21 protein-coding genes and 1 pseudogene are annotated in these 26,778 nt (G+C 71.1%); 11 read left to right on the top strand and 11 right to left on the bottom strand.

What is annotated here, in order from left to right; all coding sequences use genetic code 11:
• Nucleotides 1-249 precede the first annotated feature (249 nt).
• The gene (locus OHA30_RS30865; RefSeq protein ID WP_328917154.1) at nt 250-2,385 is read left to right on the top strand and encodes an MMPL family transporter; all 2,136 of its coding nucleotides are present in this window, start codon (nt 250-252) and stop codon (nt 2,383-2,385) included.
• A 45-nt stretch (nt 2,386-2,430) separates the two neighbouring features.
• Here OHA30_RS30865 and pglX read toward each other — a convergent pair whose 3' ends face one another.
• On the bottom strand, nt 2,431-6,060 hold the full coding sequence (pglX, locus tag OHA30_RS30860; protein WP_328917153.1) for a BREX-2 system adenine-specific DNA-methyltransferase PglX: 3,630 nt from the start codon (nt 6,058-6,060) through the stop codon (nt 2,431-2,433).
• A 226-nt stretch (nt 6,061-6,286) separates the two neighbouring features.
• Here pglX and OHA30_RS30855 point away from each other — a divergent pair, with 226 nt between their 5' ends.
• Nucleotides 6,287-7,702 carry an AAA family ATPase gene (locus tag OHA30_RS30855; protein WP_328917152.1) on the top strand — a complete coding sequence of 472 codons (1,416 nt, stop codon included), beginning with the start codon at nt 6,287-6,289 and terminating at the stop codon, nt 7,700-7,702.
• Nucleotides 7,699-8,337: a hypothetical protein gene (locus tag OHA30_RS30850; RefSeq protein ID WP_328917151.1), complete on the top strand. Its 639-nt coding sequence runs from the start codon at nt 7,699-7,701 to the stop codon at nt 8,335-8,337. Before OHA30_RS30855 ends, OHA30_RS30850 begins: the two co-directional genes overlap by 4 nt.
• A 59-nt stretch (nt 8,338-8,396) precedes the next feature.
• Here the strand turns inward: OHA30_RS30850 and OHA30_RS30845 are convergent, their stop codons facing one another.
• From OHA30_RS30845 to OHA30_RS30830, 4 genes and pseudogenes are all read right to left on the bottom strand, one after another.
• Complete coding sequence (locus tag OHA30_RS30845; RefSeq protein WP_328917150.1) at nt 8,397-9,890, bottom strand: RsmB/NOP family class I SAM-dependent RNA methyltransferase; 1,494 nt, start codon at nt 9,888-9,890, stop codon at nt 8,397-8,399.
• 245 nt (nt 9,891-10,135) lie between these two features.
• Nucleotides 10,136-10,285 (bottom strand): annotated as a pseudogene (locus OHA30_RS30840) (5-formyltetrahydrofolate cyclo-ligase); the annotation flags it as partial.
• 192 nt (nt 10,286-10,477) lie between these two features.
• Nucleotides 10,478-11,803, bottom strand: coding sequence for a helix-turn-helix transcriptional regulator (locus tag OHA30_RS30835; RefSeq protein WP_328917149.1), 1,326 nt, complete (start codon nt 11,801-11,803; stop codon nt 10,478-10,480).
• A gap of 190 nt (nt 11,804-11,993) precedes the next feature.
• Nucleotides 11,994-13,379 carry a UDP-N-acetylmuramoyl-tripeptide--D-alanyl-D-alanine ligase gene (locus OHA30_RS30830; RefSeq protein WP_328917148.1) on the bottom strand — a complete coding sequence of 462 codons (1,386 nt, stop codon included), beginning with the start codon at nt 13,377-13,379 and terminating at the stop codon, nt 11,994-11,996.
• A gap of 134 nt (nt 13,380-13,513) precedes the next feature.
• Here OHA30_RS30830 and OHA30_RS30825 point away from each other — a divergent pair, with 134 nt between their 5' ends.
• From OHA30_RS30825 to OHA30_RS30815, 3 genes are read left to right on the top strand one after another with little or no spacing between them, the layout of a single operon-like run.
• A complete protein-coding gene (locus OHA30_RS30825; protein ID WP_328917147.1) occupies nt 13,514-14,470 on the top strand; it encodes a D-alanine--D-alanine ligase family protein in 957 nt (318 codons plus the stop codon).
• On the top strand, nt 14,467-15,459 hold the full coding sequence (locus OHA30_RS30820) for a threonine/serine dehydratase (RefSeq protein WP_328917146.1): 993 nt from the start codon (nt 14,467-14,469) through the stop codon (nt 15,457-15,459). Before OHA30_RS30825 ends, OHA30_RS30820 begins: the two co-directional genes overlap by 4 nt.
• Nucleotides 15,452-16,063, top strand: coding sequence for a peptidase (locus tag OHA30_RS30815; protein WP_328917145.1), 612 nt, complete (start codon nt 15,452-15,454; stop codon nt 16,061-16,063). Before OHA30_RS30820 ends, OHA30_RS30815 begins: the two co-directional genes overlap by 8 nt.
• Nucleotides 16,064-16,375: 312 nt before the next feature.
• On the opposite strand, the gene OHA30_RS30810 is transcribed toward OHA30_RS30815, so the two are convergent.
• Both OHA30_RS30810 and OHA30_RS30805 read right to left on the bottom strand, forming a co-directional pair.
• Entirely contained in the window at nt 16,376-16,582 is a 207-nt protein-coding gene (locus tag OHA30_RS30810) for a DUF397 domain-containing protein (RefSeq protein WP_328917144.1), read from the bottom strand.
• Nucleotides 16,583-16,789: 207 nt separating this feature from the next.
• Nucleotides 16,790-18,028: a helix-turn-helix domain-containing protein gene (locus OHA30_RS30805; RefSeq protein WP_328917143.1), complete on the bottom strand. Its 1,239-nt coding sequence runs from the start codon at nt 18,026-18,028 to the stop codon at nt 16,790-16,792.
• A gap of 201 nt (nt 18,029-18,229) precedes the next feature.
• On the opposite strand from OHA30_RS30805, the gene OHA30_RS30800 reads away from it, so the two are divergent.
• The 4 genes from OHA30_RS30800 (at nt 18,230) to OHA30_RS30785 (ending at nt 20,022) form a co-directional block, all read left to right on the top strand.
• The gene (locus OHA30_RS30800) at nt 18,230-18,637 is read left to right on the top strand and encodes a hypothetical protein (RefSeq protein WP_328917142.1); all 408 of its coding nucleotides are present in this window, start codon (nt 18,230-18,232) and stop codon (nt 18,635-18,637) included.
• A gap of 94 nt (nt 18,638-18,731) precedes the next feature.
• Nucleotides 18,732-18,986 (top strand): helix-turn-helix domain-containing protein, encoded by a 255-nt coding sequence (locus OHA30_RS30795; RefSeq protein ID WP_328917141.1) that lies wholly within the window; start codon nt 18,732-18,734, stop codon nt 18,984-18,986.
• A complete protein-coding gene (locus OHA30_RS30790) occupies nt 18,983-19,273 on the top strand; it encodes a hypothetical protein (protein ID WP_328917140.1) in 291 nt (96 codons plus the stop codon). The genes OHA30_RS30795 and OHA30_RS30790 overlap by 4 nt, the downstream gene beginning before the upstream one ends.
• Before the next feature lie 92 nt (nt 19,274-19,365).
• The gene (locus tag OHA30_RS30785) at nt 19,366-20,022 is read left to right on the top strand and encodes a hypothetical protein (protein ID WP_328917139.1); all 657 of its coding nucleotides are present in this window, start codon (nt 19,366-19,368) and stop codon (nt 20,020-20,022) included.
• 322 nt (nt 20,023-20,344) lie between these two features.
• Here OHA30_RS30785 and fmt read toward each other — a convergent pair whose 3' ends face one another.
• Together fmt and def are read right to left on the bottom strand one after the other, a co-directional pair.
• Nucleotides 20,345-21,277: a methionyl-tRNA formyltransferase gene (gene fmt / locus OHA30_RS30780; RefSeq protein ID WP_328917138.1), complete on the bottom strand. Its 933-nt coding sequence runs from the start codon at nt 21,275-21,277 to the stop codon at nt 20,345-20,347.
• Between the two features lie 214 nt (nt 21,278-21,491).
• Nucleotides 21,492-22,037 (bottom strand): peptide deformylase, encoded by a 546-nt coding sequence (gene def / locus OHA30_RS30775; RefSeq protein WP_328917137.1) that lies wholly within the window; start codon nt 22,035-22,037, stop codon nt 21,492-21,494.
• A 262-nt stretch (nt 22,038-22,299) separates the two neighbouring features.
• Here def and OHA30_RS30770 point away from each other — a divergent pair, with 262 nt between their 5' ends.
• On the top strand, nt 22,300-22,776 hold the full coding sequence (locus tag OHA30_RS30770) for a hypothetical protein (RefSeq protein WP_328917136.1): 477 nt from the start codon (nt 22,300-22,302) through the stop codon (nt 22,774-22,776).
• A gap of 390 nt (nt 22,777-23,166) precedes the next feature.
• Here OHA30_RS30770 and OHA30_RS30765 read toward each other — a convergent pair whose 3' ends face one another.
• Nucleotides 23,167-25,308: a primosomal protein N' gene (locus OHA30_RS30765; protein WP_328917135.1), complete on the bottom strand. Its 2,142-nt coding sequence runs from the start codon at nt 25,306-25,308 to the stop codon at nt 23,167-23,169.
• 132 nt (nt 25,309-25,440) lie between these two features.
• Nucleotides 25,441-26,658, bottom strand: a complete 1,218-nt coding sequence (metK, locus tag OHA30_RS30760) for a methionine adenosyltransferase (RefSeq protein ID WP_328917134.1) — start codon at nt 26,656-26,658, stop codon at nt 25,441-25,443.
• Nucleotides 26,659-26,778 lie beyond the last annotated feature (120 nt).

The following is a 26,778-nucleotide window of genomic DNA, read 5'->3' as shown; positions in this document are numbered from 1 at the left end:
TCCGGGCGACAGCCGGACGCCCGCCTGTGGACAACTCGACCCGGGCCGCCGCCGCGGCCTGTGGACAACTCGCTCCGACGACCCCGCGAACCGGGCCCGCCCCCGATACGCCCCCGACACGCCCGGCGTGTCCCCCTGAATCCGCCGGGCGAAACGCGAACGCCGATGCGATGCTGATAGCCGACCGCTCTCCGGGCACGGCGACGGAGGGTGCGAGGGGGACCCGAGACGAACCTGGGGGACCTGTTCATGACGGGCGCGGCTGGACGTGTGGCGCACCTGGTGTGCGGACGGCGGAGCAAGTGGGCCGTTCTGGCCGTGTGGGTGATCGTGCTGCTCGTGGTGTCGCCGCTGGCGCGCAAGCTCACCGACGCGGAGAAGAACGACGCGGCCGCCTGGCTGCCCGCTCAGGCCGAGTCGACCAAGGTCCTCGACCTGCAGAAGAAGTTCCTGCCGGAGACCGCGCCCGCCGTGGTGGTCTACACCCGGCCCAGCGGTCTGACCGGGACCGATCTGACGAAGATCCACCGGGACGCCGCCGCCCTGCGGGCGACGACCGCGCACGGCGTGATCGGCAGCCAGACCGTCGGCCCGCAGCTGGACCGTACGCACGCGCCGCGGGCCGCGCTGCTGATCGTGCCGATCCGGACCCAGGAGAGCGGCTGGACCTCGCTGACCGACGCGGTGGACGGGATCAGGACCCTGGCCGCCAGGGGCGATCCCGGCCTCCAGACGCACGTCACCGGGCCCGGCGGCTTCGCCGCGGACCAGAACAAGGCGTTCGAGGGCATCGACGGCACCCTGCTGTTCGCGGCGCTCGCCGTGGTCGTCGTCATCCTGCTGATCACCTACCGCAGCCTCAGCCTGCTCCTGCTGCCGGTGCTCTCGGTGGTCGGCGCGCTGTTCAGCGCCGAGGCCGTGGTCTATCTGCTGGCCAGACACGGGGGCCTGGTGGTCAACGCGCAGAGCGCCGGCATCCTCACCGTCCTGGTCTTCGGCGCCGGTACGGACTACGCGCTGCTGCTGGTGGCCCGCTACCGCGAGGAGCTGCGCCGCCACGAGGACCGGCACGAGGCCATGGCGCTCGCGCTGCACCGCGCCGGGCCCGCGATCATCGCCAGCGCGGCCACGGTGGTGCTGAGCATGCTCTGCCTGCTGGCCGCCGAGATGAACTCCACCTCCGGCCTCGGCCCGGTCGCCGCGGTCGGCGTCGCCGTCGCCCTGCTCGCGATGGTGACCCTGTTCCCCGCGCTGCTGGTGATCTTCGGGCGCTGGGTGTTCTGGCCGGTGATCCCGCACACCGGCTCGGCCGAGCCGACCAGTACGGGCGTGTGGGCGCGGATGGGCGCCCGGGTCAGCCGGCGGCCGCGGGCCGTGTGGGTGACCACCGTGCTGGTGCTCGGCGCGCTCGGCTTCGGCATGTTCGCGCTCAACGCCGACGGTCTGTCCAGCGCGCAGGGCTTCACCGGCAAGCCCGACTCGGTGGTCGGCCAGGACGTGCAGCAGCGGTACTTCCCGGCGGGCGCGGGCCAGCCGCTGGTGGTGATCGCCCGCGCGGACGCGGCCGGCGAGGTGAAGTCCTCGCTCGCCACGCTCAAGGGCGTGGTGCCCGCGTCGATCGGCACCCCCAAGGGCGTGGCCCCGCGGAAGGACGGCCAGGTCTATCTGGAGGCCACGCTCACCGAGTCCCCGGACAGCGCGGCCGCCCAGCAGACCGTGGACCGGGCCCGCGCCACCCTGCACCGCCTGCCGGGCGCCGACGCCAAGGTCGGCGGCAACACGGCCGTGCAGCTGGACACCACCCGTGCGTCCAGCCGGGACGACAAGCTGCTGATCCCGCTGATCCTGGTGGTCGTCCTGGTGATCCTCGGGCTGCTGCTGCGGTCCCTGGTCGCGCCGCTGGTGCTGATCGGCACCGTGGTGCTGTCGTTCGCCGCCGCGCTGGGGGTGAGCGCGCTGGCCTTCCGCTACGTGCTGGACTTCGCGGGCGAGGACACGGCCTTCCCGCTGTACGTCTTCGTCTTTTTGGTCGCGCTCGGCATCGACTACAACATCTTCCTGATGACCCGCATCCGCGAGGAGAGCGCCCGGCTGGGCACGCGGGAGGGCGTGCGTACGGGTCTGGCCGCGACCGGTGGCGTGATCACCTCGGCGGGCCTGGTCCTGGCGGGCACCTTCGCGGTGCTCGGCACGCTGCCGGTGGTCGGCTTCGCGGAGATCGGCTTCGCGGTCGCCTTCGGCGTGCTGCTCGACACCTTCGTCGTACGGTCGGTGCTGGTCTCGGCGATCACCCTGGATCTGGGCGACCGCGTGTGGTGGCCCGGTCACCCGGGCCACCACCGCCACACTCCGGACAGTCCGCCCGCCGCCCCGTCGTCACGATGACGTGACCAGCAGGTTCGTTGATCGACAAACTTTGGAAATCACAGGTCAATTCCCCTTTGAAGTCGCTTTCCGCGGCCGCCAAGAGGTCAAGTCGTGGGTACTGAGCCCAAAATCGGTGCGCAGGTCGTCGAACTCGCGTTGGAATGTCTCGGCGTGACCGAAGTTCGGGCCCGGCCCTGTCGGCGCCTCCCATTGGCGGACCCAGGGGATCAGCTCCTGGATGCCGGCAAGCAGGGGAGCGATCCGGTCGGCCCTCGGCTGAGGCTGCTGCCGGAGCACGCCGACCAGATCCAGCAGTACAAGGACACGGTCTGTGTCACTCCAGCCGGACCATCCGATCAGCGGACTGTCCCCCTCGGCAACGGCGCCGGGATAGGAGACGAAGCGTTCCCGGGGAATGTCCAGGCTGCCTCGAAGGGACCAGTACGAGGCATGCCGGAAATCGGCGGCACTGAACCTCGGCGGGACAGGGATACCCATCGCCTCTCCAGTCCTGTCCTCGCTTCGCTGGAGTTGCCACACCTGCTCCCACTGGGCTCGTTTCCGCAGCCCCGACTCCTTGTACCTCAGCGCCCCCACGTAGGGCACATGCTCCTCGGCCAGGATCGCCGCCAGCACGTCACGGAGGGTCGCGTCCCGCCTCCCCAGGTGGCGGGACGCATACAGCACGGCAGCAGAACGCACTGCGGCATCGACACCCAGATCCCGTGCAAGCTGGTCAATCGTCCGGGGACGCGGGTGCCTGGCCCCCTTCCTGTGCTCGAACCAGAGTCGTTCGTCCTCACAGTGGTCGAGCAGCCAGGTGCGCAGCGCTTGTTTCTCACGGCGCTCCCACGGCTCCGACACCCACCGCCGCTTGTACTCCGGGCGCTCCACAATGGCGATCGCGCGGTGAGACTCGATGGCGTCGATTCTGGCCTGCACCACCTCGCTGTAGGCAGCCGGCCAGTGCTGCGGGATGTCCGTGATCGGCGTTGCGCCGTGTCTCACGAACCACGAGTCCGAAGCCTCACCGGCGGCGATTCTGCGTGCCAGCACGATTTCGAAGGCACGCTCACCCAGCCGTAGCGCAGGCGGCGGAACATCATGAGGGGTGGTCAGACGCGCCTTCTCACCGTCGGACAACAGTCCGTAGGTGCCGTAGACCTCCCAATCCAGTTCCTCCTGGAGGGCGATCATCCGGCTGCGTGTCTCTTCATGGGTAGCCCTGGCCGCATCCAAGGCACTTCGGACGGGCGCATACTCCACCGGGCAAACGGTGCCCGGCTCATGAGCATCAAGCTGTCGGGCCAAAGCATGCAGTTCCCGCGCGCGGACGAGTGGACCACCAGTCGGCAGCGGAAGCCGCGAGAGGGACGCCGGGGTAAAGCGATAGACCCGTGCCCAGTCCTCGCCGGGCGGGGAGACGCCCGGCCCGACGGCCCCGATGGCAGAGCCGCTCTGCTTGAGCCAGAAGCCGACCGTCGAGGAGTTGAGCACCCCCAGCAGTGCGATGTACTCGTCCTCATCCACGCCAGGGGACAATCGCAGTACGGGTGCGGTTCTGCTGAGCAGTCGACCTCCGCGCTCCAGGGCGAAGCGATTGTGCGTGGCCACGGACGCGAACGTGATCGCCGGCCCCTTGTGTGCGCCGCGAGGCCAGCGCCTCCAGGCCCACCACGGTCCAGCCCCGATCCTGGATGATTCCCGCGCCCCGGGCGCCGCCCGAAGGACCTGCCGCATCGTCCAGAGGTGCCGTCCCCACGAGCTGCCGAGATCCAAAGGGAGCGGGGTGTCGTCTTCGCCGTAGGGCGCCAGTACGTCCGTCGACACGCCCGCACGCCAGTCGCTCACCGTCTCGCCGGTGACCATGCCTCGGGCCAACTGGGCCGAGTCCGGGTGGCGGAGGAACCAGGGCCGCCCGAGCGCGAAGACGTCTCGCTGTCCCGGCTCCGGGGCCAAGCCCACCCGGCCGGCGAGGACGTCGGCCAACCGCCGGGGGGCCCGGGAGAGAAGGTCCATGAGGTCCGCGTCCCCGCCACCTGTCAGCGTCCATGGGAAGCGAAAGAAGCGCTGCCAGGGTTCATCCTGGACGCTCACCCATTCCGAGATGCTGCCGGGCCGGTCGATCTGGTCGAGGATCGACTTCCATACGATCCCCTGGGCCGGATGCGTCGGCCGCGTCGGCTCGCCACGCCCGCCGAAGACCGACCGGACGCGGGTGTCACGCACAGCGGGGTCGTTCCGGCCGACCAGGATCAGCGTCGGGGTCCCGTGGCCCGGTGCGTAGACGCCAGAGGTGTCGATGACATGGGTCAGCGTAACGCGTGGAAAGAATTCGCCGATCAGCTTCTCGCCGAATTCACGCCTTGTGAAGGAACTGGACGTGTACTGGCCGATGTAGCCTCCGGGTGTTCCGCCGGATTTCCGCACTGCCAGCTGAAACATGCGCTCCGTGAAGAGGACTGAGAGCGGGAACATTCCGGAGGCCACGTCATACGCCTGCCGGTACACAGCGCTTTTCGCCTTGTCACGCTCGACGGTGAAGGGCGGCTCTGAAATCACCGCATGGTAGGAATTCCGGCCCAAGAGGTCGCATTCCTCGGCGAACCCATCGACGTCCCCGATCGTTCCGGCAGTGCCGTCGTCCTCCTCTGCGAAAAGCCCCGACGATGACCCACCAGGCGCACCGCGCCCGTCCAGCAGAGCGTCGCCCGCCGCCACGTTGATCACATGTTCCGGTAGATCGCTCAGCCTCCTGCGACCGCTCGCCCGTGCGACGGCCATCAACAGCCTGAACCGCGTGATGCTCACAGCGAAGGGGTTGACGTCGCAGCCGTGGACGGAGTGCAGCGTGCGGCGGATCAGCTCGTCATCCGGGGTTCCGGGCTCAGCTGCTCGCCAGGCATCCAAAAGCCGCGCGAAGAGCCCCAAAGGAAACGCGCCCGATCCACAGGCGGGGTCGATCCCGCGGAAGCCCCTGGGCCCGAATTCCGCGACGGCCGGATCGACCGTGAGATCCAGGAGGAATTCCACGATGAAATCAGGTGTTCGGATCAGCGCGTATGACCTTCGTGACGTCTCGCTGATGTCCTGGTACAAGTCCCCGAGGAAGTCGGTATCGAGTTCCGAATCAGTGAAGTCGATACGAAGGGATCCGTCTTCGCCCCGCCGCCTCCAGAACGCAATCAATTCGGCCGCGGCCTGCGGCGACGGCCACAGCTCCCACAGGGAATTGCGCGCCCTGTCGAAGATGCGGGCCATCGCTACGTGGGACCGCGCCAGGTGCGTGAACGCCTCCGCCAGCCAGTCCTGGTCGTTGGTCCCGGAATCCTCGGCGCGATGGGCGGCCTGCAGTTCCTCCGCCTCCGTCAGCCGCAGCCCCGGCCCCGCGATGAAGGGCCGGTCGATGAGTCCGTTGTCCTCGCAGAAGCGCACGAACACCGTGCCCAGCACCCACGCCACCGCGGCCTGGGTAATGCGCTCGTCTCGCCAGGCACCGTAGGTGGCGGCTGTGCGACGGGATGCCCGCGCGTGTTCGTAAGTGGCCCGTAGCCGGTCGCGGTAGCGGTCGACGTCGTCGCTGCGCTCACGGAGGTCCGCCTCCAGCGCCCGAACCTGTTTGCGTACGCCCGTGACGAGCGCGGCCCTGTCCAGAGAGGACGTCCCCGTATCAGCTCCGCCAGTCGGAGGCACAGCGGCGACCTCTCCTCCGTACGTCGTAAACGTCCACGATCCTCTGTCCCGTCGGATACATCCTGCCAGTTCTCCTGCGGACACCCCGTTTCCGTCGCCGGTCACCGCCGGACGCGCGCCGTCGAGCACGGCCTGACGTCCTATCATTCCTGTGTGCACCGGCCTGGACGCAGCCGGGCATCACACGTCCCGAGGGCGCGTCGGAATCGGACCAACGAGGGGGCACATGCTGACGCGGCTCGAAGTCAGTGGATTCAAGAACCTTCTGGATCTCAGGGTCGAGTTCGGTCCCTTCACCTGCATCGCGGGAGAGAACGGCACCGGAAAATCGAACGTCTTCGACGCGATCCAGTTCCTGAGCCTGCTCGCCGACCTTTCCATGATCGAGGCGGCCCAGACCGTCCGCGGGACCCACGGCACGTTGCACGGTGACGCACGGGACCTCTTCTGGAACGGTTACGCGGAGGGCGAGCACCTGATGACGTTCGCTGCGGAGATGATCGTCCCCGGTGAGGTGGAAGACGACTTCGGCAGGCTGGCGGAGCCGACATCCACATTCCTCCGCTATGAGCTTCACCTCGGATACCAACCGCCGCAGCGGGGGGAGCGAGGCGGCAGGCTGACGCTGCGCTACGAGGACCTCAGCCGGATCAGACCCATCGAGGCTCTGTCACATCTGCGCTTTCCGCACCGCGCCGCGGACTTCCGCAAGGCCGTGGTCCGCACTCGCCGTTCGAACGCGCCCTACATCTCCACGTCTCTCGAAACGGGCGACGCCGTCGTCAGCATCCATGCCGACGGCAGCCGCAGAGGCCAGCCTCGTCCGGCACCCGCGAGCCGGGCGCCGCAAACCATGCTCGCCACGATCAACCGGAACGACGACCCGACCATCCTTGCCGCCAGACGGGAAATGCAGTCCTGGCGCCGACTGGCCCTCGAACCCTCCGCACTGCGCACCTCCGACCGCTATACGGACCCCAGCGAGATGCAGCCCGACGGTCTGCACCTGCCGAGGAGTCTGGACCGGATCGCACGGGAGAAGTCACCGGATGACCCCGCTCGGGTCTACTCGCGAGTCGCGGGGCGCCTGTCCGACCTGTCGGGGCTGCACGTCAAGACGCTGCACGTGGAGGCCGACGACACACGTGAACTGCTGACGATCAAGCTCCACGAGATCGACGGCATGGTGCTGCCGGCCCGCAGCCTGTCGGAGGGGACGCTGCGCTTCCTCGCCCTGTGCGTCTTGCTGGAGGACCCGCAGGTGCATGGTCTGCTCTGCATGGAGGAGCCGGAGAACGGCATCCATCCGGCCAACCTCTCCGCGATGGTGGACCTGGTGCGTGACCTGGCGGTGGACCCCTCCCTGCCGGTGGACGAAGACAACCCCTTCCGGCAGGTCCTGATCAACACGCACTCGCCGGGCGTCGTACAGCTCGTCGATCCGGCGGACCTGCTGATCGCCGACACCACCATCGTCCCGGGGGTCGGCGGCAAAGCCGCGCGCGGTCTACGGCTGCGCCCCCTGGCCGATACATGGCGCGCCAGCGGCGCCGGGAAGGGCTACGGCACCAAGGCCGACATCCTCGCGTACCTCACAGCCCCGCCAGAGGCCCGGCTGACTCTTGAGGAGAGCGCCTCGTGACCGTTCGTGCCCTCTACATCTGTGAGGGCTCCAGCGACACGGGCCTGCGCTTGCACATCGAGTCGATCGCAGCGGACGTGGGCAGGGAGGTCCATGTGACGGTCCCCGACCTGTACCGCCTGCCGAACAAGCCCGGTCACTCGGTCGAGGACAAGCTCCGAGCCGCGCAGCAGCTCAGCGACGGCGGGCACGACTACGACATCGTCGTCATCCACCGTGACTCGGACCGCGAGCCCCATGACCGTCGCCGCAGTGAAATCGCGGAAGCCGTGGCCGCCGTGAGCCCCGGTCTGGCGCATGTGCCTGTGGTCCCCGTGCGGATGCTGGAGGCGTGGCTGCTGCTCGACCATGCGGCGATCCGCGAGGTGGCAGGAAACCCCAACGGCAGGATGGCACTCGACCTTCCGAAACCGGCACGGGCGGAGTCGGTGGCGGACCCCAAGGCACTGCTCAGACAAGCGATCGCCACGGCCAGCGAGGAAAAAGGCCGCGGTCTGCAGAAGCTCCAGACCCGCTTCCCCGCGAACCGCGCGCGGCTCCTACAGATGCTGGACCGTGAAGGGCCCGTCACGCGGCTCGCGTCCTGGCGGTCGTTCACGGACGATCTGCGCAAGACACTGGGAAATTCTCACTGACCTCCCGGCGTCAGTGAGAATTGGCCACTCATTTTGAGAACCCGCACACTCCATCTCGCTCAGGACGTGCGGCGCAGCAGCGCCAGATACATCGCGTCCGTGCCGTGCAGATGCGGCCAGAGCTGGATGTCGGGGCCGTCGCCCAGGGCCGGGACGCCGAGAAGCAGCGGGCGGGCGTCGATGAGTTCGGCGGCCGGGCCGCGCGCGGCGCGCAGGATGTCGTCCACGACCGCGCGGGTCTCGGCCAGGTGCGGCGAGCAGGTGGCGTAGCCGACGACCCCGCCGACCCGGACCGCGCGCAGCGCCTCGGCCAGCAGTCCGCGCTGGAGCGGCCCGAAGGCTTCCAGGTCCTCGGCCCTGCGCCGCCAGCGCGCCTCCGGGCGCCGCCGCAGGGCGCCGAGGCCCGTGCACGGCACGTCGACCAGGACCCGGTCGAAGGAGCCGGGCACCCACACCGGCCGGGTGCCGTCGGCCACGACGACCTGGTACGGGCCCGGGTTCCCGGCCAGCGCGCGGCTGACCAGGCGGGCGCGGTGCGGCTGCTTCTCGGCCGCGACCAGGGTCGCGCCGCGCTCCGCCGCGAGGGCCGCGAGCAGCGCGGCCTTGCCGCCGGGGCCCGCGCAGCCGTCGAGCCAGCGGGTGTCGGGGCCGTCCAGCGGCGCCGCGGCCAGCGCGGCGGCCACCAGCTGGCTGCCCTCGTCCTGCACCCCGGCCCGGCCCTCGCGCACGGCCTCGACGCCCGCCGGGTCGCCGCCCTCCGCGAGCCGCACCGCGTACGGCGACCAGCGGCCCGGCTCGGTCGACTCCGCCGGCAGGGACCGTACGATCTCCTCCGGCGTGGACCGGCCGGGACGGGCGACGAGGGTGACCTCGGGCCGCTCGTTGTCGGCCGTGAGCAGGTCCTCGATACCGGACCGGCCGCCGCCGAGCGCGTCCCACAGCGCGGAGACGACCCAGCGCGGGTGCGAGTGCACGACGGCGAGATGTTCCTCGGGGTCCTCGTCGTAGGCCGGCGCGACCTGGGCGAGCCACGCGTCGAGGTCCTGCGCGGAGACCTTCCGCAGCACCGCGTTGACGAACCGCGCCCGCCCGTCGCCCAGTACGGCCCTGGCCAGCTCCACGGTGGCCGAGACCGCCGCGTGCGTCGGGATCCGGGTGCCGAGCAACTGGTGGGCGCCCAGCGCGAGTACGTCGAGCACCGGCGGGTCGACCTCGCGCAGCGGCCGGTCGACGCAGGCGGCGATCACGGCGTCGTACGTGCCCTGGTGGCGCAGCGTGCCGTACACCAGCTCGGTCGCCAGCGCGGCGTCCCTGCGGTCGAAGGTGCCGCCCCTCTTGACCGCGTTCTCCTCGGCGGTCCGCAGCAGGCCGGGCAGGACGAGGTTCGCGTACGCGTCGCGCTCGCCGACCGCGCGTAGGGCGTCGTAGGCGAGGATGCGGACGGGGTCGCGCTGCGGGCGGCGGTAGGGCTTGCCGGCCGGCTTGCCCTGGGAGTTGCCCTGCGTCTTACCCTGCGTTTTGCCCTGCGGGCGGCGGCGCGGTTGGTCGTTCACGTGAAAGGTGCTCCGGATGTCGATCAGTCATGGCCTGCCCCCAGCGTACGGTCTCCCCGCTTCCGGGCGCGGAACCCCCTTCACGCGCGGTTCCTCGCGCCCCGGGGGTACATCGGTTGTGCCTCGGCCACCGGCCGGCAAGGGGCCGGCCGCAGCGCTACCGCGAACGATGCGGTGAAGGTCCGGCCTGCCGGCGGGCTCCGGGCCGAGTGCGTATGACCGCAGCTCAGCGGTAGTGCGGGGGCCTATGCCCGCCCATGTGCCGCATGCCGTGCTGCCGGCGCCGGGATCGCGGCGATCTTCTCCGCCGTGAGGTCCTGCCACACCAGCCCCCGCGGCCGTCGCCGGCTGGTGCAGTGGATCACCTCGTCAGGGGTCACGATGTAGTCCACCGAGCCCGGTACGAGGGGCGGCTTCGGCTTCATGAGGGCCATGGACGGCACCGAGCTCACCGAGGACGAGATCAACGACCTGCTCAGCGATGACGAGCGGGATGCCGCCTGGGGCGAGATGACGCCTTCGAGTGGGAGCGGTGACCCGCGGGCCGATCGCCCGCGGGTGGGCAGAAACGCTCGTGCGCCCGCCCGCTACGACGCGGCGCGCTCCAGAAGGTCGCGCACCGCAGGAGTGTCCCGGTGCGGGGCAAGGGCGTTCAGGACGGTGTCCAGGCGCCGTACGGCGCGCGGTGAGTCCGAGGCGGCGGCAAGGTCGTAGACCCGCGAGGCGACCGCCGCGGCTTCGTCGATCTCGTTGGCGTCGACGTACGCCTGGGCCAGCCACGACGAGTACAGCGCCAATTCCCTGACGTGCGTGGTGTCGTAGCGCTCCAGCGCGGCCGTCAGGAGGGGGACGGCCCGCAGCGGCCGGTGGGTCTCGGTGAAGACCCGGCCCGCCATCACGTCCGATTCGTCCCGTGAACACCAGTACAGCCAGTCAGGCCGCTCGGCGTCGTCGTCAACATGGTCGTGGGATGCGGTCGAGCGTCCCACGGCTCTCTCCGCTTCCCGGGCCTCGCCGGCCATGGCGGCTGTCCAGGCGACTTTGTCCAGCAGGAGGGTGCGCTCCAGCGGGCTCGCGCTCCTCTCGCAGCCGGCCAGCGCGGAGCGGGCCATCAGGAGTCCTTCGGCCGCCTTGCCGTTGTTGGCGTAGGCGTATCCGGCACATCCGAGGTTCAGTGCCGCCAGTGTGCGGTCCCCGGCGGCGTGGGCGGCTTTGACCCCGGCGAGATACAGACTCACGCCCTGGTCCACTCGGCCGGTGTCACAGGTCACCCAGCCCGCCAGCTGGGCCTGCTCGGAGAGCAGCGCCAGCAGGCGGCGCCCGCTCGCCTCGGTGTAGGACGCCTCTCGGGCGAGTTTCACTGTCTCCCGTAACTCCTGCATCACTGCCGGAAGGAGCACGGTGACGCCCGCGAAGTCGTCGAGGCGCCGTAGCCGGACGGTGCGCTGGTCGAGCTCATCGAGGAGTTCTGTACCGATCCGGCGGCCGGCGCGCTGGTGCACGACCTGGGGTGGCGGTGTCACGAGCCACACGTGGGCAATGGCGGTCGCGTTGTCCGCCGTCACCGCCTGGTCGCCGTCGAGCATGGCTGCGAGCGTATCGGCGTCGGCCCGGTCCCAGAGGCCACCGGCCAGGACGGCAGGAACGAGGGCCCGGTTTCCGCCGCGCATCGCCACCGCGCGGGCCATGGCCGCTTCCATGGCCTTTTCGGGAACGCCGAGGACCTGGCAGAGCAGGGGCCACCACTCTTGCGGCAGCCGCAGTCCGGCTTCCCACCGGTACACGCTGTGCCGCCCCAGGCTCGCGGTCCCCGCCGCGGTGTTCAGCGCGTCGGCCACGTCCTGCTGCGACCAGTGCAGGACCTCTCTGGCCTCTTTGATCAACTGCCCTGGTGTGTATGCCTGTTCCGTCACGGGCGTCCCCTCGTCACTGGCATACACCCTGGCATACGGCCTGGCAGCCGACTACCGGCAGGGAGGGGCCGTTGACTGGTCGTAGTCGCCAAGGGGCGGCTCCCCACGGCAGCGGGCCGCAGCACATTTCGTCGTGTGCTGCGGCCCGCTGCACTGACCGGTGGCAGGAGTGATCCCGATGCCCCACCTTCTAGCGGCCGTCGGCCGCCAGCCGCTCCGCAGTGTGCTCCAGTTCGACACTGTGGGAGCCCTTGACCAGGACGATGTCCCCCGCCTCGATCAGGTCGCGGGCCAGGGTCAGGGCATGGTCCCGGTCGCGGGCGCTGGCCACCGTCAGTTGCGGGTTGTCCTGCTGGGCAGCGGCCGCCATCGCGGAAGCGTCGTCGCCGCCGACCGCGATCAGCACGTGGATGCCGGCGGCGGCGAGGAGACGGCCGATTTGCCGGTGTTCCTCAGTGCCGCTGTCACCGAGTTCCTTCATCTCTCCCAGGACCGCGACCATGCGGCGCCCGTCCGCCATGGCTGCAAGGGCAGTGAACGCCGCCTTCACCGAGTCGGGGTTCGCGTTGAACGCGTCGTTGACGATCCGCACCCCGTCACTCCGGTCGGTGACCTCCATGCGCCCCGACGCCACCAGGACCGCGCGGGACAGTGCGGCCGCAGTCTTCTCCACGCCGGCGCCCAGCCCGATCGCGACGGCGGCAGCGCCGAGCGCGTTCGACACGTGGTGTGCGCCGTGAAGGGACAGATCGACCCGCGCCCGGGTGCCGGCGGCCGTCAGGGTGAACGAGGCCCGGCCCAAGCTGTCGAGGGCGACGTCCAGGGCCCGTACGTCGGCGTCGTAGCCGACGCCGAAGGTCAGCACCCGGGCAGAGGTACGCGACACCATCGCGGCGACCAGCGGATCGTCGGCGTTGAGGACCGCCAGCCCGTCCGCCGGGAGTGCTTCGACGAGTTCGCCCTTGGCCTGGGCGATCTGCTCTCGGCCGCCGAACTCTCCGACGTGAGCGGTGCCCACGTTGAGGACCAGGCCGACCGTGGGCGGGGCGATACGCGTCAGGTGGGTGATGTGGCCGATACCGCGGGCGCCCATCTCCAGCACGAGGTAGCGAACGCCCTGGTCAAGGTGCGTCACCGTCAGCGGCATCCCGATCTCGCCGTTGAACGACTTCACCGTGGCGATCGTCTCCCCGAGCTCGGGAAGCACCTGGGCGATCAGGTCCTTCGTGCTGGTCTTGCCCGCCGAGCCGGTCAGCCCGATCACGGTGACCTCCGGCACGGCGGCCAGCACGGTACGGGCCAGCGCGGCAAGCGCGTCCAGCACGTCCTCCACGACCACGGCCGGGACACCGACCGGACGGGTCGCGAGGACCGCGACTGCACCGGCTTTCACCGCGTTCGCGGCGAAGGCGTGCCCGTCCGTGTGCTCACCGGGCAGCGCGGCGAACAGACCGCCGGGCTCGACCGTGCGCGAGTCGACGACCGCCGGGGCGGTCATCAGCGCGGACGGGTCCGGCACGTCGCGCAGACGGCCGCCGACAGCGGACGCGACGGCTTCGAGCGAAAGGGGGATCACGAAACGAACTCCGCATCAGCAGGGCTTGCCCGACACGCCAGACGGCCCGTCGGCTCGGCTCTTCGACCGTAGCGCCTTGAAGGGCCGGCGCCTGTGAGACCGGCCAGAGCACCCACGAACAGGAGCACAACCTGATGACGATGCAGTCGCACGAACCCGGCCGGATCGCCGTCGTCTCCGGCGGCAGGTCCACCGAGCGGGAGCGGTCCCTGATGTCCGGCCGCGCCGCCCAGGAGTCCCTCAACCGGCAGGGCTACACCACGGTGCTGCTCGACGCCGCGAGCAAGGACTTCGCCGACCAGGTCCGCGGCGCCGACGTGGCGTTCCTGGCCATCGCCGGGCAGTACGCCGAGGACGGCAAGCTCCAGGGGTTACTGGAGTCCCTGCACATCCCCTACACCGGGTCGGGCGTGACGGCTTCGGCCGTCGGTATGCACAAGACCCTCGCCAAGACCGTCGCGGCCGGCGTCGGCGTGGCGGTCCTGCCCTCCGTCATCCTCCCGGCCGGCGACCGCGACACGATCACCCAGGCCATCACCGGCACCATCGCGTTCCCGCTGATCCTCAAGCCGCTGTCCGAAGGCGGCTCGATCGGTATGAGCGTCTGCCACGACAGCGCCGAGCTCGCCGCCGCGCTGCTCACGGCGCGGGCCGCCGACGGCTGGTTCGCCGAACCCTTCACCACCGGCATCCCGGTGACGTGCGGAATCCTGGAGGTCGACGGCTCGCCCGTGGCCCTGCCGCCGCTGGAGACACTGCCCACCGACGCCGAGTTCTACGACTACGCCACCAAGCGCGACAAGACCAAGTACCGCTACCGCTGCCCGGCCGAACTCCCCAGCGCCACCCTCGACGCGGTCACCACCGCCGCGCTCGACGCGCATGCTGCTCTGGGCTGCACCGGATACTCCCGCTCCGACTTCATCGTCACCCCCGACGGCAGCCCGGTCTGGCTGGAGATCAACACCCTGCCCGGCCTCTCCCACACCGGGAACCTCGCCACCATGGCCGGCGCGGCGGGCATCGACTTCGACCAGCTCATCCGCATGATCCTCGCCACCGCCACCACCAGTGAGGGGTACCGGCCGTGACCGAGCTGACCGCCCGCGACGTCGAAGACGCCGCCGCCAACCTCCAGCCGGTCGTAGCCCGCACTCCGGCGCTGTCCGCGCTCTCCCTCGACCAGGCCGCGGGATGGCCGGTGGTGTGCAAGGCCGAGGGCCTCCAGCGCACCGGCTCCTTCAAGTTCCGCGGCGCCTACCACCACGCCTCGTCCCTCCCCACGGCCGAGCGTGCCCGCGGGCTGATCGGCGCGTCCTCCGGGAACCACGCCCAGGCCCTGGCCCTGACCGGCCGCCTCCTCGAAGTGCCGGCCACCGTCGTCATCCGGGCCGACGCCCCGGCCCCGAAGGTCGAGGGCATCCGCGCGCTGGGCGGCCGGGTCGTCACCTACCGCCGGGACTCGGAGAACCGCGACGCCCTCGTGGCCGAGATCGCCGCCCGGGACGGCCTGGCCGTCGTCCCCTCGGCGAACTCCCGGCACATCATGGCCGGGGCCGGGACCGCCGCCCTGGAACTCCTCACCAACCACCCCGAGATCGAGACCCTCGTCGTCCCTGTCGGCGGCGGCGGACTCGCCGCCGGGACCGCCACGATCGCCAAGCACCTGAATCCCGGCATCAAGGTTATCGGCGTGGAACCGCAGGAAGGCGCCGACACCCTGCTGTCGATGCGGTGCGGCCAGCGCGTCGCCCTGCCCGAGGTCCCCGCCACCATCGCCGACGGCCTCGGGCACACCAGCCCCTCGCCGCTGACCTGGGCCGTCAACTCCCGGCTCCTCGACACGGTCGTGACCGTGACCGAACAGGACATCATCGGCGCCATGGCCTTCGCCTTCCGTCACCTGAAAGTCGTCGCCGAACCGAGTGGCGCCTGCGCCCTGGCCGCCGTTCTTACCGGCCTCGTCCCCCACGAGTCGGGGATGATCGGGGTGGTGATCTCCGGCGGCGGCGTGGACCTGCCCACCTTCTACCGGCTGATCAGCCAGACCACCCGCCGGAAGGAACCCGCCCGTGTCTGACGACCACCCGTTCCCCACCATCACCCAGTACGCCAGCGAGAACCTCATCACCGCCTTCGCCTACGAGGGCCGCGCCCACAGCGACGATCCCCGCTGGGCGGAGTCCGGCGCACCCGACATCGAGACCTACGGCCGGTGGAACGGTCACATGTGCGGCATCGCCTGCCTGCGCATGGCACTCCTGGCCCGGACCGGCGACGCACCCAGCATGTTCGAACTCCTCGACGGCGCCCGGAAGTACGGGGCGTACACCGAGGACCCGGACACCGGAGCGATCCGCGGCCTGATCTACGCCCCGTTCGTCCAGTACGTGCTGGACGTCCACCCGCTGGGCGCCGAGGTCCACCCGACCCTGACCATGCCCGGCCTCCTCGACCTCCTCGACGCCGGGCGCCTGGTGATGGCCTCCGTACACAAGGAGATCCGCCGACCGGAGAACCCCGCCCCCGGCAAGGGCGGGCACCTCGTGCTCATCACCGACCGCCAAGGGGACACGGTGCGCTTCCGCAACCCGTCCGGGCACACCGAGCAGGCGCGTACGGCGAGTCTGCCCGTGGCCGAGTTCGCCGAGTTCTTCGGCGGCCGCGGCGTGTCCCTGACCTGAAAACACGGACGCCGCCGACCCAAGCCCCGGGCCGGGGACAGGGTGTGACCCACGCGATCGAGGCGACGGGCATCACCGATCCGTCCCCGACGCGGGACATGGGCGGAAGCGCTCAACTGGCCCATCGCCGTCCTGGAACGCAAACACTACGGGCCACTTGCCCCTGCTCACCTCACTACCAGCCCCCGCGGCCGTCGCCGGCTGGTGCAGCGGATCACCTCGTCAGGGGTCACGATGTAGTCCACCGAGCCCGACAGCGCCCGATCTCGCTCACCGGTCGGGCGCTGTCGGTACGGCGCAGGCTGTGCGTGGTTACGACGCGTTGAACTCGCCGTCACCGACGCTGCGAACGAACGCGCTGAACTCCTGGGGGGCGAACAGCAGGGCAGGGCCGTCGGGGACCTTGCTGTCCCGCATGGCGACGGCGCCGCTCACGAACGCCACCTCGACGCACGCTCCTTGGCCGTTGCTGTAGCTCGACTTGAACCATCGTGCGTTGGTCAGATCGCTGTTGGTCACTTGCGCAACTCCTTCACAGCTTCAGCGATGAACTTGATGCTTGCCGCCTCGCTGAGCGAGGACCGTTGGATGTTGTTGAACGCCAGTTCGTACCGCTCCGCCTACAGCTCCGACTCCCCGCACCAGACACCGCGCCCACCGGCGACAGAGAGCACGAAGCCCCGGACGCCCACCAGAGGCATTCGGGGCTGATGTGATCCGCCGCCGTTACCCGGAGATGCGGAGATGATCGGCGACCACCCGCATATCTGTGGTCAGGGTGCGCTTGCGCTTCTTCATGATCTCTTCCATGGTCACGGCAGCCAACTTCTGGTGCCGCAGCCACTCGGGAACCGAACGGTAGAGCCGCATCATCTCGTCCATTCCCGCTAACGCGTCCCCCGTGTGAACGTGCGCACGTGCCAGGTCGAGCACGTACCGGCTGCCGTCGGTCGTGCTGGGCTTTCCCAGACGCCCCCATGCCTTGGGAGACAGGGCCTCGTCTTCCGCAGACCTCCGTACGACTGTTCGGGCATCGCCGATGATCATGGAGTCTTCCAGCGACTTCATCGCCGCCGTTACAGGGCCGAAAACGCTAAAAGAATCGAATTTGTGCGGATGCCCGATTGCGGCAACCGCGATGGAAGCCACCCGGCGGTATTCCCTGGCCTCCTGCGGCCGGTTGTTGCGGATGGCCGCCGCAGCCGCTTCCATCGCAACACCGCCCCACACGGAATAGCGGTCAGGATCGACATCGCTGATCTTTGGTTCAATCAGGTCCATTGCCTCGACGGCGAGTTCTTCCGCCTCATCGAACCGTCCGGTCCGCAGCAGCGTGAAACACAGCCCCCTGACCCGGTTGGCGGCAGCCACGTCATCCTTTGCCGCTACCGTGTCGTTCACCGACGCGGCAGCCGCCACGTGAGCAATATCGAACTGCCTGACCTGTGTCAGATATCGTCCGGCAAGTCCCAGCACTTCCGCACGGGCCAGCAGCGCCTTCCGTGACTCTTCCTCAGATCCCTCGTAGTAAGCAACAGCTGCGTTGGCGTCTCGCACGAGCGGCGGGAGTGCCGCAGCAAGACTTGCGTACCGGCCCGCGGGGTACAACGTCACGGCGTCACGAATCGCCCGCCGCAGAAGACGCAGATTCGGTTCGTCACCCGTAGGCGGCGGGGCAGCGGTCAGCCGTACGCGCGGAGTCAACGCGATACGCAGATCACGAAGGTTGAGATCATTCGGATCGTTGTGACGAACCGGCGTTGGGGCGCCCGAAACCAACAACTCCGAGGTTCTTACTCCGAGACCACGCGCAATGGCGTGAAGCGTCTCGATCCGCACGCTTCCGCCCTGCTCGATCTTACTGATCGTCCCTACGGAAAAGCCCGACTGATGGGCGAGTTCCTCCTGGCTGAGACCGGCCCTTCGCCGGTACCTGCGCACATTGTCCGCGAGTTCTTCCGACATACCCTCACCTGCCCTCCGATCCAGCGTACGACGCAGCCGCAGCAGGGTGACCGGGTAACCCGGCCACGAGGACCAACTACATCGGAACGTGGTGGTTGCACCGTGCCGAGTCGACAAGTGGGCCATCCCATCCATGGGGACGCAACATCACGCACCCATACGGTCCTCACACCCAGTCACCGAATCGACACAGGGACCGTGATGACCACAGACGCCGAGCAACAGGACCACCGCGACCTCACCGTGGGGGCAGCCGGACCCACGCTGCGCTTACTGCCCTGGACCGGGGAGAACGGGCAGCCCGCCTACCTGAGCAGCGACCGGCCGGGGCCGCTGTGGAAGCTGGCCGACCAGATGGAGGCCGTCCAGCTCGGCCTTGCCGGACAACTCCTGGGACACGTCCGCGCCGTGCTGGACGGGCCGGAGGCGTCGCCCCGGGAACTGTGCTTCCTCATCGCCCGCCTGACCGAGGCCCTTCTCGACGCCCTGCGCGTCGCACACAGCCGAGGCGCCCGCCTGTCGCCCCCCGCCCCCACCCTCGACAGCACCGAAGAACTCACCGCAGCCGCACAGGACTTCTCGACGTTCCTGTCAAGGGATACGCAGTGACCGGCCAGGCACATGAGCCGTTCCCGGAGGTGCGGACCCGGTGGTGGGCGGACTGCGCTCGGCGCCGCGTACCGGGGAGCGGGGCGGTCGCCGTATGACCGTCGGAACCCGCAGGCGTCCCCGGGTGCTTCATCAGGAACCGGCCGCGGTGACCTGGGCACGCGAGAAGGCCGGTCTGACCAAGCGGGCTCTCGCCCGGCAAGTGGGGATTTCCGCGGTGTTGATGGGGGAGATCGAGTCCGGCTGGCGCAACGCCACCCCCGCCAACCTCGCGAAGATCGCGGAAGCGCTCAACTGCCCCATCGTCGTCCTGGAACGCAAACACGTACATGCCGGGAAAACGGCATGACGGCCGGGACAGTGACGTACGGCGGGCGGTTGCGGGACCTGGAGGCGGAAGCGTTCCGCACCGGCCGCACCCTCGCCGGGCACAGCGAGCAACTGGCCGCCATACGCACGCAGCAGCACACCGCGCCCGGGAACACCCCAGGCGAGCCGGGAGAGCGCACGATCGCCGAGCGGCTCGACACGGTTGCCCAACGGCTCGACACGATCGAGCAGCGACTCGGCACGATCACCGACGCCCTGACCGCCCTCTCCCGCGCACTGGTCACCGACCCGGGAACCACCGGCTGACCCCGTATCGCCGGGACCTTCTCCGGATCACCACTTGCCCCTACTCACCTCGCTCACGGCCTACCGACCCGAAAACGGAGACGCCAACCCCCATGACGACGCACACCCCCGCCCACAGCCCGGCGACGGCCGAGCCCGGGCCGCGGCCGCACCCGACGGTCCCCTACATCGCCACCTGGACCGCCGAGCAGATCCTCAAGCCCACCGTGGTGTTCGACCGGCGGCGCGGGCGTATCGCCTACGACGACGAAGTGCCCGCCGACCGCGACAGCCACGGCGCCCTGTGGAACCGCATCACCCTCAAACCCGGCCAGGGAACGCCCCAGCTGGGAAAGGTCCACTCCCTGCGCCAGCGCCGCGCCATGCGCAGGCTCCTGTGCCAGGTCTGCGCCGGACCGGCCGACCTCAACGAACACGGCATGCTCTGGCTCCTCGGCGACTACTCCCAGGACTGGCCCAACTGGCCCGACGGCATGGCCACCCCCCACCCGCCCGTCTGCCTGCCCTGCGCCCACAAATCCACCCGCGCCTGCCCCCACCTCAACAGCGGCTTCGCGGCGGTGCGCGTGAAGCAGTACCCCGTCGTCGGGGTCTACGGCGGCATTCACGACCCCCGCATCCCGGGCCGCGGACCCGTCATCGACGAAGTCGTCGGCTACCACCACCCCAACATCCGCTACACCATCGCCCACCAACTCGTCCGCCAACTCCTCGACTGCCAACCGGTCGACCTCGACGCCACGGCCTGAGCGCATACGCCGCACGCGTGGGGCTGCCCCGAAGCTTCGGGGAGGAACTGGGCCCGACCCACCACCGGACGGTGGGCCGGGACGGACCGCAAGGGACCGGGCGCGCGGTGTGCACGCCGCACCGCCGTGGCGTGCACACGCCACCGACCGCCGACGGCCGCCGACTCAGACCGCGCGCCGGCCGACCGTCAGCGGCGGATACGCCCCACGGGGCCGCCCGCACTCGCACGGGTGGGCGAGAGCACGAGCCCCGCGCCGCAGGCGCGGAGAACCCCGCGTCGGGAAGGCGTTACGCGCGTACCGAACCCCAGCCCGGAGAGCGCTACGCGCCCAGGACCGTTCCCGGGGCGACCCGCACCCCCCGCGCCCAAGCCGCCGCGGGCATCCGCTTCTTGCCCTGCGGCTGCACCTCCCCCAGCTCCACGGCGTGGCTCCCCGTCCCCGCGTACACCGCGTTCTTCGCGACGGCCAGCTCGCCCGGCGCGAGGTCCGTACGGTCGGGGACGAGCCGGACCGGGCCCAGCTTGAGGCGTTCGCCGTCCACCAGGGTCCAGGCGCCGGGCGCGGGCTCGCAGCCGCGGATCAGCCGGTCGACGCGCAGCGCGGGCGCCGCCCAGTCGACGGCCGCGTCCTCGACGGTGATCTTCGGCGCGAGGGTGACCCCGTCGGCGGGCTGCGGGCGGGCGACCAGGTCACCGCGCTCGATGCCGCCCATCGTGGCGGTCAGCAGCCGGGCGCCGCTGACCGCGAGCCGGCCGAGCAGATCGCCGCTGGTGTCGGCCGGGCGGATCTCCTCGGTGATCACCCCGTAGACCGGCCCCGAGTCGAGCCCCTGCTCGATGAGGAACGTGGACGCGCCGGTCACCTCGTCCCCGGCCATCACCGCGTGCTGCACGGGCGCGGCGCCGCGCCACGCGGGCAGCAGCGAGAAGTGCAGATTGACCCAGCCGTGCGCGGGGACGTCCAGCGCGGACTTGGGCAGCAGGGCCCCGTACGCGACGACCGGGCAGCAGTCCGGGGCGATCTCCCGCAGCCGGGCGAGGAAGTCCTCGTCGCGCGGCCTGGCCGGCTTGAGCACCTCGATCCCGGCCTCCTCCGCGCGCTGCGCGACCGGGCTGGCCAGCAGCTTGCGGCCGCGGCCCGCGGTGGCGTCGGGCCGGGTGACGACGGCGACCACCTCGTGCCGGTCGGAGGCGAGCAGGGCGTCAAGGGCGGGTACGGCGACCTCGGGGGTGCCGGCGAAGACGAGCCTCATCGTGCGGTGCGTGCCTCTCGGTGGGCGGCGGTTGTGCGGTGGCGCTACGGGGTGGGGCTGTAGTGCGGGGGTGGGGCCGGCGTGCGGTGGCGCTACGGGGTCGGGCTGTAGTGCGGGGGTGGGGCCGGCGTGCGGTGACGCTACGGGGTCGGACGGCGGTGCGGTCGCGGTACGGCGTCGGCCGGGGTGGTGGAGAGCGCTGGGGCGGCCGCCCTCACAGGGCCCGGCCGAAGGTGCCGTGCGGGGAGATCCTGACCTGCGGCGTGCCCTCCCCCGCCCACTCGGCCTCGCGGATCGCCTTCACGGCGGCCTTGCGCTGCTCGGCGTCGAGCCGGTCGATGAAGATGATGCCGTCCAGGTGGTCGGTCTCGTGCTGGATGCAGCGGGCCAGCCGCTGGGTGCCCTCGATGGTCACCGGGTCGCCGTACATGTTGAAGCCCTTGGCGACGACGCCGAACGCGCGCTTGCAGTCGTAGGTCAGGCCCGGCAGGGACAGGCAGCCCTCGGGGCCGTCCTGCTCCTCCTCGGTGAGGGTGAGGTCGGGGTTGATCAGATGGCCCAGCTCGCCCTCGACGAAATAGGTGAACACCCGCAGCGAGATGCCCAGTTGGGGCGCGGCGAGGCCGGCCCCGGGGGCGGCCTGCATGGTGTCGGTCAAGTCCTTGACCAGGTTGCGCAGTTCGAGGTCGAAGGTGGTGACCGGCTGCGCCGTCATGCGCAGCACCGGGTCGCCGAAGATGCGGATGGGCTTGACGGGCACGGCGGCGTCTCCTGGAGGTGGGGGCGGGCGCCGGGAGGGGCGACCGGTGGGCGGGCGTCAATTCTATGGCGACACCGCGCGAGACCCCGCACGGGTGGTGCGCGCCCGGTCCGCGCGCCCCCCGGTGGTGGCGGCACGCCCCGAAGTGCGTGACTCCTTGGGGCTGTGGCGCGTTGGTCAAGTGAGTTTGACCGCATTCGGGTCAATGCACGTCAATGCATACGGCCCGTCCCTTGTCACCGTCGGTTGGAGAGGCTTGTTGATGCCCGACCACGCAACCCCTGATGCCCAGGCACGCGCAAGCCTGCACCTTCTGGTGCGGGACATCGAAAGGGTCCGCCGGCAGGTGGACGCTCTGCGGACCCTCACCGCCCAGTTGGGCAATGTCTACCGGCCGCGCCGCGGCACCCCCACCGCGGGATTCGTGGTGTACGGCCGGGCGCCCGCCCCGACCGTACGGCTCGCCCAGGAGCTGCGCGACAGCGTGGAGGCCCTGGTCACGGCGGCGGTGGAGTTCGACCGTTCGCTCGGGTTCTCCTGGGACGCGGTGGGCTCCGCGCTGGGGGTGACGAAGCAGGCGGTCCACCGCAGGTACGGGGGGCGCCGTACGTCGGCCGCCGACTCGTCGGACGAGTCGGCGGCCCTCAACGCGGCGACCGTCCCCGCGGCCCGCGCGATGCCGGCCCCGCTCCGCGAGGACCCGCCCACGCCGGCCTTCCCGGCTCCCCGCAACGGCTGAGACCCCCTGCCGGGGGCGGCCTCCACGAACCCCTGCCCCCGGCCCACTCCCCGTGCGCCCGAGTTCGCGGCACGAAGCGGCCTCCCTGCGGGGCTCTCTCCCCAACCCCGCCCCTCCCCGAACTCGGGGCGCCGCCCCGAACCCCGCCCGCAGAGCGCCTTGGGGGCACCTCCCGGGAGTGCGCCCCAAAGGCGGCGCTGGGGGCACCCCCGGGCGAAGCCTGGGGGGAGAACTGCGCGACCGAGCCAAGGGGTCACGCCACCCCCGGCGTCAGCACAACCCGCCCAGGGTGCGCCCCGAAAGGGGCGCGAGGAACTGCGCGACAAGCCACAACGGCGAGCAACCCCACCCACCAAGCCAAGGGGGCACCCCCTCAAAAACAGCCCACCCTCAGCCGATGTCCGTCGGGTCCATGCGGACCACGACCGGATCCGGCGCTCCGCGAGCAGCCCGCGTGGCGCGGGCCACCTGGGCTTCTTTCAGGGCCGCCGCCAGCGCCGCCCCCGCGCCCGGGGCCACCCGCAGCAGCAGCCGCTCCTGCGGGTCCGCCGCCCGGGCCCGGCCCGGCCCGGCGGGCTGCGGGGCCGGCACAGGCCCCAGCAGATCCGTTCCCTCGGGCAGCCGGACCGTCTCGGCGAAGTCGGCCACCGCCGCGGCCGACCCGGTCACCGACGCCATCCGGGACACCGGCGGAAACCGCAGCTCCGCCCGCTCGGCCAGCTCGCGCAGCGCGTGCCCGGCCGGGTCCCACCGCACCAGCGCCTGGACCGGCCGCAGCGTCGGCTCCCCCAGCACGACGACCGTGCCGCCCTCGGCCGCCGGACGTACCAGCGCGGCCGCCTGCGCCCAGCGCCGCAGTGCCTCCTCCGCCGCCCGCAGGTCCGGCCGGCCGAGCAGCGCCCAGCCGTCGAGCAGCAGCGCCGCCGCGTAACCGCTGTCGGCCACCGGCTCCGCGCCGGGCGTGGCGATCACCAGGGCCGGCGCCGCGCCCACCGAGGCGAGTACGGCGTCGCGCCCGGAGGTCCGTACCGGCACCCGGGGGAAGGCCCGGCCCAGCTCCTCGGCGGTGCGGCGGGCGCCGACGATCCGCGCCCGCAGCCGGAAGCCGCCGCACTCGGGGCAGTGCCAGTCCGCCGCGGGCCGCCCGCACCAGCCGCAGGCCGGGGTGCCGTGCTCCTCGCGCAGCGCCAGCGGCCCCGCGCAGGCCGCGCACCTGGCCGGTTCGCGGCAGTTGTCGCAGCCGAGCCTGGGCACGTATCCGCGGCGCGGGACCTGGACCAGGACCGGGCCACGGGCCAGCGCGTCCCGGGTGACCTGCCAGGCCAGCGACGGCAGCCGGGCCGCGCGCGCTGCCTCGTCGCGCGCCTGGTCGCCGTCGCCGACCGTACGGATCAGGGGGGCGGCCGTCCGCACCGCGTCACGGCTCGCGGCCAGCGGCAGCGCCCAGCCGCTCTCGACCAGTTGGGCGCCCTCGACCGTGCCGGTGACCCCGCCGAGCAGGAAGGCGGTACGTTCCTCCCGCGCGCGCAACAGCAGTACGTCGCGGGCGTGCGGCTGGGGGGCGTGCGGTTCGGCGTGGCTGGAGTCGCCGTCGTCCCACAGCGCGACCAGGCCGAGGTCGGCGACGGGCGCGAACATCGCGGCCCGGGTGCCGACCACCGCCCGTACCGCGCCCCGGCTGACGGCCAGCCAGCGGCGGTAGCGCTCCTCGGGCCCGGCGTCGGCGGTGAGCATCACATGGCGGCCCTCGCCGAGCAGCGCGGTCAGCGCCGTGTCGACCCGGGCGACGGTCCGGCCGTCGGGCAGCACGGCCAGGGCGCCGCGCCCGGAGGCGAGCGTGGCGGCGACGGCCCGCGCGAGTTCGTCCGGCCAGTGCGGCCCGGGCAGCGCGAGCCACACCGCGCGGGGGGTGTCGCCGCGGGCCAGCGCCTGGAGATACGCGGGCCCGGTGGCGTACCGCGTCCAGCTGCCGGGCGCGGGCGGCGCGGGGTCGGGCAGCGGAGCGGGCGAGGGATCACGTTCGGCGCGGGCCATCCGGGGCGGTACGGCGAGCTGGACGACATCGGCGAGCGCGCCCGCGTACCGGTCGGCGACCCGCCGGCACAGATGGAGCAGCGGCGGGGTCAGTACGGGCTCGGTGGAGAGCACCTGGGCCAGGGGGGCGAGCGGGCCGCGGTAGTCGCTCTCGGTACGGCGCTCGACGACGAAGCCGTCGTGCAGGGTGCCGCCCTCGCGGCGGCCCTTGACCACCCTGGCGCCGAACCGCACCCGGACCCGTACGCCAGGCTGGGCGTCCTCGTCCATGGCGGCGGGCACGGCGTAGTCGAAGAACTGGTCGAGGTGGAGCAGCCCCTTGTCGACGAGCACCCGGGCCACCGGCAGCCCTTCGGCGAGCGCGGCGCCGCGCCAGGTGCGGGGCTTGGCGCGCGGCTCCTTGGCCTTGCGGACGGTCTCGCGGATGAGCGCGAGCTGTTCGCCCCCCGCCGCCTCCCCCGCGGGGCGCTCGCCGTCGTGCCCGTTCTCGCTGCTCACCCTCAGATTCCTACCAGACGGCTCGGACATCGCCGGACGTTCCGCCCGGGCCGGTCGGGCACTCCCCGCACACACGCCGAGGCCCGGCCCCCTCGCGGGTGGCCGGGCCTCGGCGGAAGGGCGTGCGGACTGTTACAGACCCGCGGCGGCGCGCAGCGCGTCCACCCGGTCGGTGCGCTCCCAGGTGAAGTCCGGCAGCTCACGGCCGAAGTGACCGTACGCGGCGGTCTGGGCGTAGATCGGGCGGAGCAGGTCGAGGTCGCGGATGATCGCGGCCGGGCGCAGGTCGAAGACCGTGCCGATGGCCTGCTCGATCTTCTCCACGTCCACGTTCTCGGTGCCGAAGGTCTCCACGAACAGACCCACCGGCTCGGCCTTGCCGATCGCGTAGGCGACCTGGACCTCGCAGCGCGCGGCGAGCCCTGCGGCCACCACGTTCTTGGCGACCCAGCGCATCGCGTACGCGGCCGAGCGGTCGACCTTGGACGGGTCCTTGCCGGAGAAGGCACCGCCGCCGTGACGGGCCATGCCGCCGTAGGTGTCGATGATGATCTTGCGACCGGTCAGTCCGGCGTCACCCATCGGGCCGCCGATCTCGAACCGGCCGGTGGGGTTGACCAGCAGCCGGTAGCCCTCGGTGTCGAGCTTGATGCCCTCGTCGAGCAGCGCCTTCAGCTCGACCTCGACGACGAACTCGCGCACGTCCGGCGCGAGCAGCGAGTCCAGGTCGATGTCCGACGCGTGCTGGCTGGAGACCACGACCGTGTCGAGGCGGACCGCCTTGTCGCCGTCGTACTCGATGGTGACCTGGGTCTTGCCGTCCGGGCGCAGATACGGGATCTGGCCGTTCTTGCGGACCTCGGTCAGCCGGCGGGAGAGCCGGTGGGCGAGCGTGATGGGCAGCGGCATCAGCTCGGGCGTCTCGTCCGAGGCGTAGCCGAACATCAGGCCCTGGTCACCGGCGCCCTGCTTGTTGAGCTCGTCGTCCTCGTCGGTGGAGCCCGCGACCCGCTTCTCGTACGCGGTGTCGACGCCCTGGGCGATGTCCGGGGACTGTGCCCCGATCGACACCGACACACCGCACGACGCGCCGTCGAAGCCCTTCTTCGAGGAGTCGTAACCGATCTCCAGGATCTTGGCGCGCACCAAGGTGGCGATGTCCGCGTAGGCGGTCGTCGTCACCTCACCGGCGATATGCACCTGGCCGGTGGTGATCAGCGTCTCGACGGCCACCCGGGAGGTCGGGTCGGCGGCGAGAAGCGCGTCGAGGATCGTGTCGCTGATCTGGTCAGCGATCTTGTCTGGGTGTCCCTCGGTCACGGACTCCGAGGTGAACAGGCGGCGGGACACATCGCTCCCTGGGGTTGCAGCGGCTGCTGGCTCGATCTTGGCGGAGTCCGCAGGGCTGCGCCCGGGACTCCGGGGTTAGTTTATCCTCCGCGCCGTCCGTTCGGGCGCGTATCTCGTCCC

The organism is Streptomyces sp. NBC_00223, assembly GCF_036199905.1.
Classification (GTDB): Bacteria; Actinomycetota; Actinomycetes; order Streptomycetales; family Streptomycetaceae; genus Actinacidiphila.
Note: the sequence above shows the minus strand (reverse complement) of the source record. Positions and strands in the feature narration are given on the sequence as shown.